Source organism: Brevibacillus daliensis, assembly GCF_021245735.1.
In the GTDB taxonomy this organism is placed as follows: Bacteria; Bacillota; Bacilli; order Brevibacillales; family Brevibacillaceae; genus Brevibacillus_B; species Brevibacillus_B daliensis.
Map to the genome: position 1 here is coordinate 257480 of NZ_JAJISB010000004.1, position 18813 is coordinate 276292.

General features: G+C 41.7%; 16 protein-coding genes. 12 read left to right on the top strand and 4 right to left on the bottom strand.

The window, feature by feature from the left end; all coding sequences use genetic code 11:
• The first annotated feature begins 11 nt into the window (after window positions 1-11).
• The 8 genes from LM917_RS07045 (at window position 12) to LM917_RS07080 (ending at window position 9949) form a co-directional block, all read left to right on the top strand.
• On the top strand, window positions 12-836 hold the full coding sequence (locus LM917_RS07045; RefSeq protein ID WP_232696776.1) for a sulfite exporter TauE/SafE family protein: 825 nt from the start codon (window positions 12-14) through the stop codon (window positions 834-836).
• A gap of 61 nt (window positions 837-897) precedes the next feature.
• On the top strand, window positions 898-1200 hold the full coding sequence (locus LM917_RS07050; RefSeq protein WP_232696777.1) for a YunC family protein: 303 nt from the start codon (window positions 898-900) through the stop codon (window positions 1198-1200).
• Window positions 1201-1387: 187 nt separating this feature from the next.
• Complete coding sequence (locus LM917_RS07055; RefSeq protein ID WP_309241940.1) at window positions 1388-2467, top strand: HD-GYP domain-containing protein; 1080 nt, start codon at window positions 1388-1390, stop codon at window positions 2465-2467.
• A 274-nt stretch (window positions 2468-2741) separates the two neighbouring features.
• A complete protein-coding gene (locus LM917_RS07060; RefSeq protein ID WP_232696778.1) occupies window positions 2742-3944 on the top strand; it encodes a hypothetical protein in 1203 nt (400 codons plus the stop codon).
• On the top strand, window positions 3941-4879 hold the full coding sequence (locus LM917_RS07065) for a GGDEF domain-containing protein (protein ID WP_232696779.1): 939 nt from the start codon (window positions 3941-3943) through the stop codon (window positions 4877-4879). The genes LM917_RS07060 and LM917_RS07065 overlap by 4 nt, the downstream gene beginning before the upstream one ends.
• Window positions 4866-6473: a hypothetical protein gene (locus LM917_RS07070; protein WP_232696780.1), complete on the top strand. Its 1608-nt coding sequence runs from the start codon at window positions 4866-4868 to the stop codon at window positions 6471-6473. Before LM917_RS07065 ends, LM917_RS07070 begins: the two co-directional genes overlap by 14 nt.
• On the top strand, window positions 6473-7714 hold the full coding sequence (locus LM917_RS07075) for a glycosyltransferase family 2 protein (RefSeq protein ID WP_232696781.1): 1242 nt from the start codon (window positions 6473-6475) through the stop codon (window positions 7712-7714). Before LM917_RS07070 ends, LM917_RS07075 begins: the two co-directional genes overlap by 1 nt.
• Before the next feature lie 24 nt (window positions 7715-7738).
• Entirely contained in the window at window positions 7739-9949 is a 2211-nt protein-coding gene (locus tag LM917_RS07080) for a cellulose biosynthesis cyclic di-GMP-binding regulatory protein BcsB (RefSeq protein ID WP_232696782.1), read from the top strand.
• Between the two features lie 72 nt (window positions 9950-10021).
• On the opposite strand, the gene LM917_RS07085 is transcribed toward LM917_RS07080, so the two are convergent.
• Window positions 10022-11062: a M23 family metallopeptidase gene (locus LM917_RS07085; protein ID WP_304502582.1), complete on the bottom strand. Its 1041-nt coding sequence runs from the start codon at window positions 11060-11062 to the stop codon at window positions 10022-10024.
• A gap of 160 nt (window positions 11063-11222) precedes the next feature.
• Between LM917_RS07085 and LM917_RS07090 the strand changes: the two genes are divergently transcribed.
• From LM917_RS07090 to lipA, 3 genes are all read left to right on the top strand, one after another.
• Window positions 11223-12347: a metallophosphoesterase family protein gene (locus tag LM917_RS07090; RefSeq protein WP_232696783.1), complete on the top strand. Its 1125-nt coding sequence runs from the start codon at window positions 11223-11225 to the stop codon at window positions 12345-12347.
• The gene (locus LM917_RS07095) at window positions 12344-15016 is read left to right on the top strand and encodes an AAA family ATPase (protein ID WP_232696784.1); all 2673 of its coding nucleotides are present in this window, start codon (window positions 12344-12346) and stop codon (window positions 15014-15016) included. The genes LM917_RS07090 and LM917_RS07095 overlap by 4 nt, the downstream gene beginning before the upstream one ends.
• Before the next feature lie 80 nt (window positions 15017-15096).
• Complete coding sequence (gene lipA / locus LM917_RS07100) at window positions 15097-15987, top strand: lipoyl synthase (protein ID WP_232696785.1); 891 nt, start codon at window positions 15097-15099, stop codon at window positions 15985-15987.
• Window positions 15988-16130: 143 nt separating this feature from the next.
• On the opposite strand, the gene LM917_RS07105 is transcribed toward lipA, so the two are convergent.
• Window positions 16131-17135: a YhcN/YlaJ family sporulation lipoprotein gene (locus LM917_RS07105; RefSeq protein ID WP_232696786.1), complete on the bottom strand. Its 1005-nt coding sequence runs from the start codon at window positions 17133-17135 to the stop codon at window positions 16131-16133.
• A gap of 168 nt (window positions 17136-17303) precedes the next feature.
• Here LM917_RS07105 and LM917_RS07110 point away from each other — a divergent pair, with 168 nt between their 5' ends.
• Window positions 17304-17909, top strand: coding sequence for a YutD family protein (locus tag LM917_RS07110; protein WP_232696787.1), 606 nt, complete (start codon window positions 17304-17306; stop codon window positions 17907-17909).
• 48 nt (window positions 17910-17957) lie between these two features.
• On the opposite strand, the gene LM917_RS07115 is transcribed toward LM917_RS07110, so the two are convergent.
• Window positions 17958-18329: a hypothetical protein gene (locus LM917_RS07115; RefSeq protein WP_232696788.1), complete on the bottom strand. Its 372-nt coding sequence runs from the start codon at window positions 18327-18329 to the stop codon at window positions 17958-17960.
• A gap of 211 nt (window positions 18330-18540) precedes the next feature.
• Entirely contained in the window at window positions 18541-18813 is a 273-nt protein-coding gene (locus tag LM917_RS07120; protein ID WP_232696789.1) for a DUF3055 domain-containing protein, read from the bottom strand.

Consider the following 18813-nt stretch of genomic DNA (forward strand, 5'->3'; position numbering starts at 1 on the left):
AGAGGCTTCACATGTCACTAGGACTTATCATGCTCATCTTTCTTCTCACAGGGTTAGTAGCTGGAATATTTGGTAGCATCGTAGGGATTGGAGGGGGAATGTTCTTTGTTCCTGCCTTACTATATTTTGCTAATGTGTACGAGCCAAACAGCATGACATCACAGCTGGCAACCGGAACGTCACTACTAATTGTAGGAGTGACAGCTCTCTCTTCTTCGATTTCATATTATAAGCAAAAAAAGGTAGATATGGGAGCGGTTTGGCTCTTTTTTATTGGTAGTGCACCAGGTTCTTTCGTAGGTATTTACTTGAATAGATGGATTAATGGGGAGTCCTTTTATCTCCTGTTTGGTTTATTCCAAATCTCCATGTTCATTCTCTTATTGATTAAAGATAAATGTAAACCACGAGAGAACAATTGGACTATTACGAAGACATATACAGATGAAGCAGGCGAGCTCCATACATATGGTTATAATCGAGTATCTGCCATCATTATTGCTTTATTCGTCGGGATTGTATCATCCTTATTTGGTGTAGGTGGCGGTATATTAATGGTACCTGCATTGTTGGTGTTTTATCGTTTTCCTGCACATATGGCAGCAGCTACATCTATGTGTATTATTTTCTTATCAGCGATGGTAGGGACAACCACGAACGTCTTTCAAGACAATATTCATTGGTTGTACGCTTTGGGACTTGCGCCAGGAGCATGGATTGGTGGTAAAATTGGAGCATACGTTGCTCGTAACTTAAAAGGAAAAACGATTGTACTCCTGTTACGTATCGTCATTTTGGTAATTGCTGCACAGATGATTTATAAAGCGTTTGCCTAAGAAAGGTCATACACCCATTCCTTCTTTCTTACATAGGATTAAGAAGAAGGAGGAGATGGTCATGGTCGAAGTGAAACCTATATCTTATCCAGAGGGAATCGCCCTCGCCGTCACGGTTTACTTGCCTAAAACTACTCTGTTGGCAGTTACGACAGACAAGGGATATATTATGTGTGGAGCGTTAGATGTGGGGCTGTTGAATGAAAAGCTTGCGCATCGGGAAATAATTGCAGGTAGAGCTGTAGGAGTAAAAACGATTGAGGAGTTGCTTGGGGCTCCTTTAGAATCAGTTACTCAATCGGCTGCTTCATTAGGGATTACATCAGGGACAATAGGAAGCGAAGCGATTCGAAAAATGCTCTAACGGACGCTTATCCTGATAAATACCCCCTTCCTGAGTAATTCAGGAAGGTTTTTTCAGGTTAAGAAGAGTAATGAAAAAAAATGCATACCACAAAAATCAGCTAAATATTTTACATTTTTTGAAAGTTATAGCTATTATAGTGATAAGTAGATCGAAGAAAGGCTTGAAGCATCAGATGAGACTTATTATGATAAATTCGTGTCGCTCAGGTATGAAATTAGCACGAAGTATTTACAACAGCAATGGCACTGTTTTGGTTGGAAGCGGTGTATTATTGACGGATCGAATGATTGATCGTTTACGTAATATGAAAGTTTTTCATTTGTATATTGAAGACCCTGATACTGTGGATATTTTAATAGATGATATTATCTCAGAGAAAACAAGACAGGAAGCCATGACGTTTATTCATACTTCCTTTGAAGCTTTCCGGGAAGATCCGAAAAAGTTCCGACAAGTATTCACTGCAGAAAAGATGGGACTTCGAGTGAGAGATATGTTGAACCATCTAGTAGATGAATTGAAACAAAATAAGAATGCAATGAACCTGCTGGGATCGATATGTGGGGTGGACTCCTACGTATTTGTGCATTCCTTTAATGTCACGATCTATGCTATCTCTATAGGTCTTCGAATGGGTTTACCAGAAAAACAAATTATTGAACTGGGTGTAGGGGCTATATTGCATGATATCGGAAAAATGATGATTCCCCTACATATCTTGAATAAACCGTCTCGTTTAACAGATGAAGAGTACCAGATAGTGAAAACTCATACCACTCTTGGATTTGATGTACTACGTCAGCATGATGATATTCCGCTATTGGCAGCTCATTGCGCATTTCAGCATCACGAGCGGTTGGATGGGACAGGCTATCCAAGGCAATTAACTGAACCTGACATTCATCCATATGCCAAAATTATGGCTGTTTGCGATGTGTTTGACGCATTAACCAGTTATCGAGTTTATCGAAAACCGATGCTTCCACATGATGCAACAGAACTTTTATTTGCCGGATCAGGGTCTCAGTATTGTCAACGTGTACTAGAGTCGTTCCGAAATTCTGTTGCTATTTATCCGATTGGTCTTGGAGTAAAGTTAAATACTGGCGAATCTGGTGTGGTAATTAGGAATAATCAATCAGTTCTTGCTAGACCGGTTATACGAATTTTGGAAAATGAAGCGAAAGAAAAGATTACACCCTACGAGTTGGATCTCTCAATAGAATTAAATGTGATGATTTCAGAAAGTGAAGCACTTGGATAAGTGAACATGAAAAAGCTCTTCTATTTTTTTGCGAAAATGGAGGAGCTATTTTACTTTATTAGAATGTATAATTTATTAAATATCTTTCTTATTAAACATAATTGTTAAAATGAAGATTTATAATGAGAAAATCCAAAACTTACTAGCTGACGGATACAACGGAAACAATTACATTACAAGTAGGAAATAAACCGCTTGGGAACAGCGTTAATGGATTTCTTTTACCTTTAAACGGGTATGAAAGATATATAGCTAAAATAAGGAGTTCGTTTGTGTGAGAACATCAAAAATTGTAATAGGACTCATAAGCGTATGCATGCTTTCACTTACCCTATTCTATTTATTTGATTATAACAGTAAGGAATCAAGTGGACCCATTGAGAAATGGGGAGAACCTACTACTTTCGTCAGTCTTTCCGAAGAGCGTTTGTTTCATTTTATTAGCGCAAATATGGTAGGCAAAGAGGGTGGAGTCTTCACGAATTATCTTGATAAAGATGCGTCCTATGAAAATGATTTAGCGACAGGACATACCATTTTATCGGAGACGGTAGGTTTAACCATGGAATATGCAGTGTTATCGGATAATCCATTGTTGTTCGAGCAACAAATTCATTTACTTACCAATTATTTTTTAGATGGAGCATTTATTCCGTGGGTATATCCTGATCCAACCAAAAATCCAGTAAACAGCACACTGGATGACCTACGAATAATAAGTGCGTTATTAGAAGGATCAGAAAAATTTGAGCTCCCTGCTGCAAAAGAGCTTGCCCTAGATATCGCAGAAGGATTGCTAACAACAAATGAACAAGACGGTTGGCTATACGATTATGCAGATAAGAACGGGAAGAATCTAGCCAAAACAATTCAAGTACGATATGCTTACTTACCTGTCTTAAAACAGTTGGCAGAAGAATTACCTGACTATCAACCTGTTTATGAAAATATGAAAAAAATACTGAATGATGCCCCGGTGATAAATGGGTACTATGCACAGGCGTATGTTCCAAAAGAGGGTGGCTATCAAAAGGATTCAGAAACAGGAGAGATCGCAATCTCTACCAATATGAGTGAGCAATTACTTACAGCGATCTATGCATGGGATGCAGGGCTTTTCAATCGAGAATTATTGGACAAGCTTACCAATCAGTTACATACATCGGGGCGCTTATATGCGCAGATCGACAAACGATCGGGTAAAATGATTCAGGAGACGGAGTCTCCTGCTGTATATGCTCTTGCTGTGATGTTATTTGAAAAAACAGGTCAGAAGGACCTAATGCAACAAGTGCTTCACCGATTGGAAGAGTGGCAGGTTTCATCAGATAAATATGAATCTAGTTCATCTGAATTGAAAAAGAACGCAACGAAATTCGATGGAGGATATATTGATCTGAATCATTTAGATGCCTACTCATTTGATCAATTGAAGGCATTGATTGCGATGAGAATCTCGAAGGGAGAAGCTTCATGAGTCGTACTCAAAAATATACTCGCCATCAGGTTCTGGAACCGTATTTACTTCTAACATTTTTAGTGTTATTTATGGCACAGTATGTAACTTTTCTTAGTAAAAACCATACATTTTCGTTCATCTGGTTTGGTTTATGTATCCTTTTGATTGGGATTGGATATGCCAAAAATAGAGTTATTAGTCTGGCAGCAAGCCTGGTTATTATCTTTCTTTTTGGCACAACTCTTTTGATCAATTATTTTGTCCTTGATCAGACATATCCTCCAACATTTTTGGACCTTGTCTGGTTTGGGCTTTTTCCCACGTCTGCATACGCAGGAGGGTTACTAGGGGAACAGATACGTCGCTTGTATCGGCAATATCAAGATATATATCAATCCGTGGACGAATTAATGATGATTGACCCTGTTACTGGACTCTCGACTGAAAAACGTTTTTTCTTTGATTTAGAGGAAGAAATCCAGAGAGAATATCGTCATTTCATTCGAAGACAACGTGCAGGACAAGCTGTAGGAACGTGGAAGGAACAAGATCCAAAGACTATACCAGCAGATGAACATGCAACCATCATGTTAATTAAGATTGTTCATTATGATGAGTTCCATTCGTTGTATGGAGAGGATTGGGGAAAACAGCTTATCCTTGCTGTTGCGGAAGGTTTACACTCGTCATTACGCTTAAGTGACAAAAAAGCACGTGTTGACCGTGATTGTTTTGCTGTCATTTTACCAGAAACACCACGAGATAACGCTGTTATTGTCCAAAACCGATTACGAGAAGCAATGGAAAAATTCCAGCTTCAACTGAGCCAGTTTCAAATGAAAGAGGTTCGCCTTACCTTGCAATTCGGGATAGCTACTACACCGCATCAGGGAGACAAACCACAAGAACTGATTGAAGCAGCGAAACAGGAGCTTCGTTATGATCTGGGCTAACAAAATGACGAGAAAAAGGCTGTCTCTCATCTGGATGATGCTTCTGTGTCTGTTTAGTAGTAATCAAACTGTAGCGGCAAATCCCGTAATCGCAGGGGAAGGTAACAGACCTACCTCCAATCAGAGAATAACCTGGCTACTGCATCATGAAGAGGACACGGGTGGAGTCAATTTGCTAAAGCTACAAGCAATCCTTGCTTCTTATGAAGGGAATGTACAGCTGGTAAATGTAGATCGCCAATCTGCTCCTACTGGTGATGAACAAGTGACTCACTTGGTGTATGCGGGGGACGCATATCATCAGCAGCATGAGATAGAAGAAGACTGGAAGAGGTGGATAAAGAATCGTAATCTGCCTCTTTATCTTTTGGATATGACAGATGAGGAAATAGTAGAGATTGCAGGGATAACAAGATCTGGAATGTCAGTTCAAAATGTAATCGTTGAATATAATGGTCTAACTCATCCTTTGACGAGCTCTGTGGATGTTCACAGATATAAGTTCAAGCCAGAGGCAAATGCTAAACAGTCAGATAATCCGAAACAGAAGACAACGGTGATGGCTTATCTGTCAAACGTCGAAGAAAAAACGCCCTATCTGTTACTGCTAACCGAGCAAGGAAGTGGCCGGAAGATTTATATCTGTTCAAGGTTTATGGGAGATGGTGAGTTAGCCTATGTGATAGCTGACAGTATTCAGAGGTTTTATGACGATCAACAGACCCGAGAACATCAGTTACATATCTTGATAGGAGATAATGATCCTGAGAGTGATCCGCAAAAACTATGGAATCAGGCAAAATATTTACATGATGAAGGTATTCCATTTAGCATAGCGATGGAGACATCTCAGCTAGTAGCAAGTAATTCAAAGCAGTTGCTAACCATACAGCGCATTCAACAAGAATTGGATGGACAAGTCGTTCCCATTCTACAATCACCTGCGGAGTTACGTCAGCTGAATAAGTTGATTGAACAGAATTGGAACATTTCGACCATACAGTTATCAGGATTTGCTGTAACCCCTGATATAGCTACGCAAATTCCAGGACAGATTGAGCAGATTATCGGAACCTCATTTAAAAAGACGAGTACATTACCTGCTTTTACTACACCTCTTCCCACTACCTATCAAGGGAAAGAAGAAAGAGTTGCTCTTATTTCCGAACTACCATTACCAGAAGGCTTACAGGTTTATTCACCATCTTATGTATCCAGTGTAGTGCAGGAAGTGGATAAAAGTATGATTGCTGCACAGACCAACATGGTTCTACCTCTGCCCTATAACATGTCTAAGCAGAGCTTGAGCGATCTTATTATGGAATTAAAAGGTAGAGGAATTACCTTCGCTGTACCGAAAGATGGAGGGGATCTTTCAGGGGAAGACCAGAATACAGTGGGTGAGCACACTGTGAATCACGAGCAGAACGAAGCAAGAGCGGGTATTAAACAGGTCAGCTTTTATATTTCATGGGGTCTAGTAGTGATAGTAACGGGTGTTGTTATACTCTTTTTTATTCAAGTTAGAATACTTCGCCGAAAGCGAGCACAACGAATGTTTGAAAACAAGGGGAAGGCGGTGGATAAAGATTAATGGCAGATAAATTATTCATTTTTTCCTTGATCATGATTTGGATTATGCTTCTTTATCATGTAGTGCTCGCCCTGTCCGGATATCGTTATGAGAAGAAGCTGGATAAAATCACGGAAGATTTAAGACTGCCGTCAAGTCCTCCCTTTGTTAGTGTTATGGTACCTGCGCACAATGAGGAAAAAGTAATTGAGCGAACGGTTCGTGCTTTGTGTTCATTTCAATATCCGACTGATCGATTTGAGGTTATTGTGATTAATGACAGGTCTTCTGATCGAACCGGACAAATTCTGGATGGATTAGCGGAGGAGTATCCGATGCTACGCCCTATACACGTGCATGCGCCAGAGGGCGGTAAAGGCAAATCCGCTGCCCTTAACCGAGGATTGGGTTATGCAAGGGGAGAGGTGCTGGTCGTATATGATGCAGATAATACACCGGAGCGTACCGCTTTGCGTAGATTAATCGCTACATTGGTAAGCAATCCCGAATACGGAGTTGTAGTTGGTAAATTTCGCGTTATCAATGCCAAAAAGACCTTGCTTACGAAATTCATAAATATTGAAACGATCAATTTTCAGTGGATGGTGCAAGGAGGAAGATGGAGTTTATTTCAAATTGCCAGTATTCCTGGCACCAATTTTGCCATCCAAAGAGACGTGCTGGAGGAAGCGGGGGGCTGGGATGAAAAGGCACTGGCAGAAGATACGGAGCTTAGTATCAGGGTATATGAAGCAGGAAAGAAAATTTGCTTCATGCCGATTGCTGTCACCTGGGAGCAGGAACCTGAAACATGGGGTGTCTGGTTAAAACAGCGGACGCGTTGGGTTCAGGGAAATAGTTATGTAGTCGTGAAATTCATGAAAGAGATATTTACGCTGAAGAATAAACGAATTGTTTTTGATGTGTTTTATTTCTTTTTTACGTATTTTGTCTTTTTATCTGGTGTTCTCTTGTCCAATGCTATTTTTTTATTGTCGCTGGTCGGACTTGTCGAGCTAAGTGTGGAAGGACCCTATCTGATTATCTGGCTCCTTGCTTATCTTTTGTTTATCGTTGAAATAATGGTAACACTTGAAATTGAAAAGACAGAATTGAATTGGCCTAATTTGTTGATTGTGATGCTGATGTACTTTACTTATTCGCAGTTGTGGCTGTTTTTAGTGGTGCGTGGCATGTTGTTACAACTAAAAAGTGTCGTGCGTAAGGAAAAACTGGTCTGGTATAAAACGGATCGATTTTAGTGAGATGAGAAAGGAGTTGAATACATGAAATCCGTGTATCGGGCTTTAAAAGTGATGATCGCACTCGTTTTTGCGGTTGGCTTTTTGGTAATGCCCATAGCTAACACCGCAGATGCATCTTCTCAAGTTCAAAATACATTTTTGACCGGGGAGGATGTAACGCTTACTCCTTCTACTAATCAATTTGATTATTATTTGAAGGTTCCAGAGAGACTTGAAGTTCAACAAGCAGAATTTCAAGTTTATTATCGATATTCAACAGAGCTGATGCCTGAATCTAGTCTGACCCTGTTCATGGATGGGAGACCATATGGTTCCGTTCGTCTGACTGACGAAGGCAACGGGCGTGGGCAGTTTAAGGCGGTCATTCCAGCAAAGGATTTGACGCCTGGTTATCATCAATTTTCCGTTAGGGTTCTTACCGTATCTACCATGGATTTGTGTTTGAACAATGAAGATCCTGCTAACTGGCTAGTATTGGACAAGTCCAGCTTTATTCATATGAAGTATCAACCTAAACAGGTGAATGTCCCTTTGAAGTATTTCCCAGAGCCTTTTGTACAATCGACCCTTGCTCCTGCGTGGCAGGTGGATGTTGTCGTACCTGATCAAGCGACTGATGGTGAATTGCGTGCCGCTTCCAAGGTAATTGCTGTTCTTTCCAAGCATGCTCCTGCTGACTACAGAGAAGCTACACTCTTAGCATACTCAGATTGGAAGAAGCTCTCTTCAAATAGACATGTCATTGTCGTAGGAAAAAGTAGCAGCTATCCAGGCGAATGGAAAGAAAATCTGGGTAGTTTGCAGAAGCAGTATAAAGGAAAAGGCGTGCTTCATCAAATGACGGTAACAGAGGCAGAAGACAGTATGGATCGAACCTATTTGTTCGTAATGGGTGAGAATGACCAGTTGGTCGAACAGGCTGCCCAGGCGCTCCATTATCCGTTGCTGGTTCAACAAATGAGTGGACACACAGAGGCCGTTTCAGCAGAAATGCTAACCCAAGCAAGTAATATGCAAAAGATGAAGCCAACCTTCTTGCAAAAAGCTGAGAAGGGTAAGGTTACCCTCAAGGATCTAAGCTATAACCAGGTTAGCTTATCCAATTTCACAAGTGAATCCATTACGTATGTATTCAACACTCCACATGATTGGTCTTACAGAAAAGGTGCAGGTCTTAGACTATTTTATCAGCATGGCAAGCTAGAAGAAAAAGATAGGGGCTCCATGACTGTTGTCGTAAATGGAACGCCTGTTACTAGTGTTCCCTTGATCGGAGAAGGTGGGGCAAGGCAAGAACTATTTGTACCATTCCCCTCTACGTTACGGATAGGAGAGCCCATTACCATTACAGTTCAAGCCAATCAGGGCGAAAGAGAGTGTATCCTGGGAGTGAATGGGGTAGATAAGTACATCACGATTCTCCCTGACAGTCAACTTGTGCTACCTCATGACGTAAGTAAAACGGCCGCGTTGGCTTCATTTCCTAACATGTTTGTACAGGGTGAAAATGAAGTAGGGGCAACCGCAGTACTCTCTGATAAACCGGATAAGACTGAACTGACTGCTTTTGCTCAATTAGTGGCAGCAGCGTCCAAACATGCACAACGTGTTGATATAGATGTAAGGCGAGATCATATGAATGTTGCTGAAATGGATGATAAGCTGTGGGTATTTGATCTGGGTAGTCAAAGTAAGCTTGTTCAAAACTGGGCTACCGAGCAGAAAATGCCAGTCTACATGTCAAAGGATGGTCTGGTTAGTAACGATATTCCACTCAGTGATGAAATGAAAGCAAGTGGTGCTTTTATTCAACAGCGATTTATGAAAAATGGACAAGCCGTTTTGATGGTTAGTGCAGGTAATTCTGAGCTGATGCAATCTGCTGTTGAGACAATGCTTAACCCCAAAAAAGTTACACCAGACAACAGTGTTGAGGCGATTTTACTTTCTGCACAGTTGGATACCATTGAGCTTCCATTTACAAGTAAACCCCCAGTTTCCTTTGTAGAGGAAATGAAGTCTCGTACCACTGATGCGGTGCAACACATTGATAGTTATAATGGACGAATGGTTATCGCAGTAAGTGTTTTTGGGCTAACGGTATTGATCGTCCTAATTCTGCTTATCCGTTTCTGGCGTAAGAAGAATCATCTGGATCAGGCAGAACAACAACAACAAAACCAAGAAGATACAAAAAACTTAAGCAGAACAGAACGGCACCACAAGCGATAGTAGGTTTGAGATCAAATAGCGATAAAAATAATAAAAGTACGAAAGAGGCTACCTAACGTATGATGGGTAGCCTCATTTTTTTGTTTCATTTTTTTCAGGTCGGGGTTGTTTCTTTTGATGCTCCCAGCGTCTAAGGGACGGGTAAGGATCGAAAGCCCACTCGGTGTTTCCAGTATCCCGATACATGCCATAATGCAAATGCGGTGGAAACTTGCCTGAGGTTCCAGGTTTACCGTAACCAGAACTGCCTACATAGCCAATCACTTGCCCTGGTTCCACGATATCGCCTTCTTTTAACCCTTTCGAAAATGAAGAGAGGTGAGCAAAGTAGTGATAGATGCCGTTAATGTCACGGATGCCAAAACGCCAGCCACCATATCGATTCCATCCCTTTACTTCAACAATTCCGTAACCTGTGCTTAAGACAGGAGTGGAGTAACCGGCAAAGATATCGACCCCTTCATGAATACGTCTCCCTCCCCAACCACGTGGACTACCCCAGGTGCTTCGATAACTATAACTGTACCTTTTCGGGATGGGAAAAGCATGATAATCCAAATCAATCGTTTGATATTTGTCATAAATTTTGGAGAAGCCCATGATGGTACGAACAGCGGCATCCCTTTTATAGTAATTCCATAATCCAATCTTGAAGTCATCGTGCTGAAAGCCATAGTCGCTTAAAAAATCAATTATGGTCGTGAGAACGTCGTAATCATTGTTTAGGTCTGCTTTCTCATCCCCTGAACCATCCTTACCGATTCCTTGGAAAAATGATATGGAAGTCAGTTCTTGGTCGAGAGAATCAGGGTTGAAGAATCCGCACCATAGATCAGGTGAAATGGTTATAGCCGTTAATCTTTTGATCTCTGGATTATCTTGTTGTTCTTGAGATTGTTTCTTTTTTTTGATGGAACGCTCGTATTGATCAATAGCAGCTAGATAATTCCAAGGGATTCCATAAATCGCTTCGAATTTTTTATACAGTTGTAGTTTTTCTTCCACTTCAGGACGAGGGGTCTGACCAGTTTCTTTAGCGAGACTGGTGCCATCTACAGACCATACAAGCAAGATGATTACTGCCCACATTATATACAGACGCAGATTGCGCATACGTCTACCTCCAGCCTGTTTTTTCTATCTGTTAGATTGACCGAATATAGCCTGATCTATCCCTTAAATTTTTTTCGTTCTCCTGTAAAGGTGGGTAAAATCATGTATGATGAAAAATGTAATGATGATAGCCAAACCAGGTGTAAACGGGAGGGGAAAAATGATACGTTTCATACATACGGCGGATATCCATTTGGATGCACCCTTGGTGAACCTGTCTGCCTTATACGAAATAAGACAGGATGATTATCGTCAAACATTAAAACGCATGAGAGATATTGTTTGGGATAAGCAGGTAGATTTTTGGTTGATTGCAGGGGATTTGCTGGAATATCACGGGGGTAGCTTACTAAGTGCCCATTTTTTGATTGAGCTGTTTCACAGTGTAGCGCCTATTCCTGTGCTGATTTCTCCAGGTAACCATGATCCATGGATGGAGGGCTCTTTCTATCAGACATTGGATTGGCCTTCCAATGTGCATATATTTACGGGAGAGTGGGGGATTATTGATTTTCCACAAAAATCATGTGTGATTTACGGGTGGGGGTTTACACAAGCGCACATTCATGACAATCCTCTCGCTCAGTTCCCGGGTAAGCTAAACGAATATCGACACCATCTCATGCTCATTCACGGCTCGGTGATAACGGGAGAAGAGATGGATCACTCTCCTTATGCACCGATGACAGTAGGGAGCCTTGCTCAAACGGAAGTAAACTATGTAGCATTGGGACACATCCACAAGGCGATGACATTTACACATCCTAGGTCTGGAAAGATTTTTGCAGCCTATCCTGGGTCACCAGAAGGGCTGTCCTCCAAAGAAACGGGAGAACGTCATGTCATTCTTGGGACGTTAGATGAAAAAAATGAACTAACACTGGAAACGATCCCGGTCCATTCACGGCAAATCAGAAAAGTGACGATCACCCTCGCTGGATTGGAGAGCATTGATCAGATGATGAGCCATGTGGAAGAGGTTCTTCGACACGAAGATAAGGAGAATCTCCTTTATGTAACAATAGAGGGAGAGCGGACCGCTCATTTGGCTGTGCCCATTAGTCTTATGCAGTCTCGTTTCAAGGAGTTTTTCTTTATTCGATTTCAGGATGATACATATCCTGACATTGATCAGGAGCAGATAAAACGGAGCGGCGGGGTTTGGAACAAGTGGCTTACTCAGATGGAAAAGCTGGAGGAACAGTGTAGCGACGACCGAGAGAAACAGGTACTTCTCCTCGCGAAAAAGGAAGTGCTGAAGCGAATAGGAGGAGCATTACGTTGATTATTCATGATATTCATATAAAAGGATTCGGAAAATGGAAAGAGCAGCATTTTCAGTTCGCACCGGGATTGAATCTCTTTTATGCTCCTAATGAATCAGGTAAATCAACCTTATTGCAGGCTGTTTTTGCTTCGTTATTCGGAATGAAAAAAGATTATGTGAAGGTATCTCGCTATCTCGATGAATATGATCAATATTTTCCTTGGGACCATACTTCCTATGAGACAATTGTTCGTTATACACTGGGGAGTCAAACCTATCGACTTCATCGTGTACTGGATAAGGAACGAGAACAGAGTATTCTCTATTTGGAACCGGAGTTAACGGTTGCCAATGCTTTGTATAAGGAGGATCGAAGGCGTGAGCTTCCATTTATCGAAAAGCATCTGGGGCTGACCAGAACTCTCTTTACCGATATTACATGGATTAGAAGAGAAGAGATTGGTAGTGCTGATTACTTGCTTCCCCAATTGATGCATAAGGAAGCGGTAGATCCTCTCGCTGGAAAAATAGTGAGTAGTCTGGAAGCGGAGCTAGCTTCTATCGGTGTGAAGGAGAATGCTGAGAATACACGCTTTGGACAGGTAAATAAAGAATGGAAGCAAGCAAAGCAAGACCTGGATCAGGCTGAAATGGCATGGGAAGCAGTGCAGCACTTAACTGCTCAGGCTGCTGAAGGACAAAAAGAGTATGATCGCTTGTCACATGAGCAGCAAAAAGCAGTAAGGGAACAGACAGAGATGTTAGCAGGCATAAAGGAATGGCAAAGCTGGTGGGATCGTATGTATCAGGTCAAGAAAGTGGACGACCTTGAACCATGGCTTTCTGCCGAGTCATTGTTTCATGAGCATGAATTAGCTTTTCATCGAGACACAAAGGAAGCATGGCTCATGCTTACGAACTCCGAATCTGCACAGCCTAATAAGAACGAGATAATACAATCAACTGACGATTCGCATCCTTCCCAATCTGATGTGTTGTTTTTACTGGAAAAGGATTATCAAATTGCATGGCAACTGCAAATACAGACGGAGGAATTACGTAAACAACGATATGAGTGTCAAACTAGACTCATTAAAGAGGAAAATAATTATCAGATCACCCGAACGAAACGTGATAAATGGCAAGCGCAAGAGGAGAATCGGCAAAGTCTGAAGCAGAAGGAATCGGAACTGCTACAAAGAATGCCGGAGCTCATTCATTATGACGATTCTATTGCCAAGAAAGCAGAACAAGCCCTTCTTATGGCAGCATCAAGAAGAGAGAAGACTTTGGACAAAGTAGACTTGTTTGTCTCAATGGGCAGTAGAAAGAACAAAGAAACGCCCAAGCGTGAAAACAATCAGAGAAATAACGTCATAACTCCTACCTTGGTTGCGTCAACCGTTTCGTTAGTCCTTCTTGTCTGGAGTATCTGGATGGGGTTGGAGAGCTATCTGACTGTAGCAAGCATTGGATTTTTTCTTGCTGTAAGTAGTGGTGTGATTGCTATCCTTTTATTTATACGTAGGCCTAATCGGGCAACAGTTGTGGAGCAAATGACCGATCTTACTGATGACAAACTACCAACTGATGTTCTTTCTTGGCTCGAGGAAGTAGAGAAGTCTTCAGCCGAAGAAGTTGCCCACATGCGACTTCTTGGCGAACAGCATGCCCAGATAAAACAGGAATTGCAAAAATTGAATGAATGGTTTAGCTTGCAACAAGATACATGGAGCAGGCTGCAAGAGTCAGAAAACGTACTGAAGCAGCGTGTAGAAGAAATAAAACAACAAATTGATCAGGTAATGGATCAAGAACAAGAGCAAGAGAAGCAGATTAAGTTGCTCTGTAAACGTCAGGAAGTATCCCAGTTTGATGAGTTAGTAGAAAAACGAGAGATGCACCTGAGTAAGATCCATCTACTGGAGTCATCTGAGCAGGAGAGGGAACGTGAGCGGTTGATTGAAACATGGACCGAACATACACGTGACATGCTTCTATCAAAAAAAGAAGAATGGGAGCAGTACCAAGAGACTTGTGCAGGTAATATTACACAAATTAATCAAGAGCTGATGCGAATAAAAGAAGAGATTGCACGTGCACAAGGGGAGATTGGTCAACGTGATGAACGATCATTTGCCAAAATCCAGTCAGCATTTCGTGAAGCGGATGAAAGGCGAAATGAGGTTATCTTGTATCGGGAAGCGTTGCAGGTAGCACGAGATACACTGCAACAAGCCTTAGTTGAATGTCAGCGGGAGGTTTCACCTGATTTGAATGTAATCGCTTCGGAAATTAGTGAAGTGCTTACAGAGGGACGATATCGGGATGTGCGCGTAGACCCGATGCAACGCTTTGCAATTCGGGCAATAGAACCTGAGAGACAGCTAGTTATGGAACAGAAGCGCTTCTCTACAGGGACGCAGGATCAGTTATATTTTACGCAACGAATGGCGATTATACAGAAAATGAGCCGTGAACGAGAACCACTGCCCGTTTTCCTGGATGATCACTTTGTTCATTATGACGAGCAGCGTTTACACAAAACATTGGATTATCTGTTATCCTGTGGAGAAAACCACCAGATTTTCCTGTTCAGTTGCCACAAGAGAGAAATGGAGTACGTAAAGGATGCTTGTAGTCATTCATCCAGACACATGATTTATAACTGGGAAACTGCATTGTGACCACACTTGACTAGTTGCGGCTCTGAAATATTAAACATATAATTTAATTGACTGAAAAAGTTAGGAGTGTGACCTGCTGAATGGCACAACGTAAACCCGATTGGTTAAAGATAAATCTTGCATCAGGCGAAAAAATGGAGAATTTCCGTGAAATTAAACAAATGATGCGTGGCAAGACTTTACATACGGTTTGTGAGGAAGCAAGATGTCCTAACATCCATGAATGCTGGGCAACTCACCGTACAGCTACCTTTATGATTTTGGGAGACATTTGTACTCGTGCGTGCCGTTTTTGTGCCGTAAAAACTGGCTTGCCAACCGAGTTAGATTTGGCAGAACCAGAACGAGTAGCAGAAGCTTGTGAAAAGATGAATCTAAAGCATGCGGTAGTAACTTCCGTAGCTCGTGACGATTTAGCAGATGGAGGAGCAAGCATTTTTGCAGAGACGATAAAAGCTATTCGTCGACGTCTGCCGTTTGCTTCTATTGAGGTGTTAATTCCTGATTTTATGGGCAACTGGGATGCATTAAAATTGGTCATGGATGCTCGTCCTGATGTACTTAACCATAATATTGAGGCAGTACGTCGTTTGTCTGACCGCGTTCGTGCACGTGCGAAATATGACCGCACCTTAGAATTGTTACGTCGAGCAAAAGAGATGCAACCTGATATCCCTACGAAATCAAGCCTCATGGTCGGTGTTGGCGAAGAGATGGCAGATATCCTGGAAACGATGGATGACCTGCGTAGTGTTGATTGTAATATCATGACGATTGGTCAATATTTGCAACCAACCAAAAAGCATATTCCAGTTATAAATTATTATCATCCCGATGAATTCAAAACAATGAAAGAAGAAGGGATGAAACGTGGGTTTAGTCACGTTGAATCTGGTCCTTTGGTACGTAGCTCTTACCATGCACATGAACAAGTTAATGCTGCTAAGAAAACATTGGCGGCTAATCAATAATAGAAAGTGGAAAAGCGGGGAGTAACTCATCCCCGCTTTTTTTTACAGATAGGAATTTATAGAAATTCTATCTGCATAAGTGCAACTAAGGCTTTACCCGCGCTAGGGGCTTGATAAAACCAAGTTTTCTAATATGCATGGAGTTATCGGTGCATGTTCTGACTCTTAGACTTCATGCTGTTGATTTTCTCAGTTTGTGTAGTTCCACCGAATTTACGTACAAGGTTATCCACTTCTGTCGAATGCATAGTATGGTCTTTTTTCATGGAAGCAGTTGTCGATTTCTTCATAGTTGCTCCCAGATGGTTTAATTCTTGAACTAATGCAGGATCATGTGACAGGTATACCTTGTAATATCGTGGAGTGATGGAAAGGGCATTTGCTCTGGCCTTTGCCGCTTGTGAACGGCTATCTTTATCCGTTCCCTTGACACCAACCAAAACTTCTTTGTCCGTAACAAGAGCGGAAGCATGTTGAATACCTGGTACCGTAGAAACGACTTGGCTGACTGCATCAGCCAAAGCTTCACGGTCTACGTAGACGAGTGGTTTTACATGATTTGCATTGATTATTGTTTTCCCATTCTGTTGTACACGGCCCTGTTTTGTTGAGTACCCTATGGAATGAGCATGGTGAGCAGTAGCGGTATTAAATTGATCATAGCTGCTTCCATGCATTTTGTAATAGTTAAGAGGAGCTGTACCGGGGTGAGAATAAAGCCCAGCTCCTCTTGTGATATGACTACCGGAATATGGGTACCCACTTGTTCCCATACCACCATAATTGGAGTATCCTCCAGACATACTCATAGTTCCGGACATACCTCTACTATCGTAAGCAGTAAAATCGTCATAGCCAGTATTTCTGTTTATTCCGGTTGTCCCACTAAAACTTCTGGTCCGATTCCGACCATATATACCATCAATTTGATCCGTGCCGTACAAGTTGGATAAACCGTTGATACCAATATTACCTGTTCGGTTATACCTGCTACCGTCATAGGTTGTGCCATAACCTCGATCCAGACTAGATTTGTTATAGTTTTTTGTATATGTGGTTCCATAAGATCTTGTACCATACGTATTTGGTCCACAGGCAGAAGCGACAAGAGCGATACTTGCAATAGCTAACATCCATTTCTTTTGCATGGGTGACACCTCCTGCAAGTTATGATACCCGCATTATGAATAGTTGCTCATGGGAATTACAGTGAAGGGTGCACGAATCCGCCTCGATGAAGAAGGTATGTTTTGTCACGTCAGAAAATATGGTAAAATGGGTAAAGATGTTGAGGTTATGTAGAGGAGGAAACACTCTTGATTCGCTTGCAGGCAGGTGTATATGAGCTAATTGAAGAAAATCGTGAAGGCTGGAATCTTGAGGTTTGCAAGGAGCGGTACAGCGATGTTCTAGATAAGTACGATTTTATTGTGGGTGATTGGGGATATGGTCAGCTTCGTCTAAGAGGCTTTTTTGATAATTCCAATCGGAAAGTACCTTTTGAGCAAAAAATCGCTGCCCTGGATGAGTATTTGCAGGAATACTGCAATTTTGGATGCGCTTATTTTGTGTTAAAGCGTACGAAACGTCTCACAGGCAATGAACCGCAGGATGAAATGGACCTCATTGTGGAAAGTCCAGAACAGGAAGGCTCTTCTTCAGCACAATCACCAAGCCCCTCTCGTCCTCGCAGCTATGAGCGTGCCATTAAACGTAGATCGGACAGAGGTGACAAGCCTGGTCGTTCTCCCCGACAAGATCGCTCTGATCGTGAAGGTAAAGAGAAGCAGCTTGGTAGTTCGCCTAAAGGAAGCCGCGCTGAACAAGGTAATAAGGAACGTAAGAATTATCCTAGACCACCGCGAGATAAAGTTGCACAATCACAATCATCAAATAAAAAGCCGCCACAAACGGATAAATAACAAAAAACACCTGCCTAGGCGGGTGTTTTTTTACGGAATGATATTTTTCTAGTAAGAATCAAATTGGGATTCGTATCCATAGTAATCCCGGCCATCTACATTCCGATAATTAGGTTGAGCTTGCCACGGGAAAAATGGGAAAAAAGGAAAGAATGGGAAGAAAGGGTCTCTTCTTCTTCGACGTCCCCACTGAACAGGAATTGGCTGGTCATGCTGGTATCCGTAGTGCGAATAGGGTGAGTAAACAGGGGCATAGTAATAAGGATGTTGGGGATAATACTGTGCCTCATAATATTGTGGATGTTGGCCATATTGATTGTAATGTTCTTGGTTTTCATGTTCTTGCCAATTGGCAGCATGCTGCTTGACTCCATCAGCCTGGTGCTTGGTAACATCATTACTTTCGTATTTGCTTTCCATACTTGAGCACTCTCCTCACTATCTAGTATCGATTGCAGTATACGAGTAAGGTAGGCATTTGGCGTATGTCCATAAGGGAAATGGGCTATTAATAGGTAATATTGGGCGGTTGCCCTAATAGATAAAGCCAGAAGATAAGTACTATCTTCTGGCTTCTTCATGGGGAGACTGAGAACGTCTCCTGAATGTTCACATCTATGGATAATATGGTTTACATGATAACGGCTAGTAGGAAATCCTTTAAATCTTCCGCTTCTTCTTCCGTAACCTGGAAGGCGTGTTCCAAATATCCTTCTTCTTCCAAATCATCTGAACCAATAATGGCACTTCTACCGTTTTGAATGTTAACGACTAGTTTTTTACCATAAAAACGACTCGTTTTAGTAATGGCCAGATCATAGCGGGCATGTTCACCCATGAAACTGACAAAACGAGTAGTGGTTTCCTCCGAGTCATCATACAGGAAAAAAAGATCCGGGTTCAT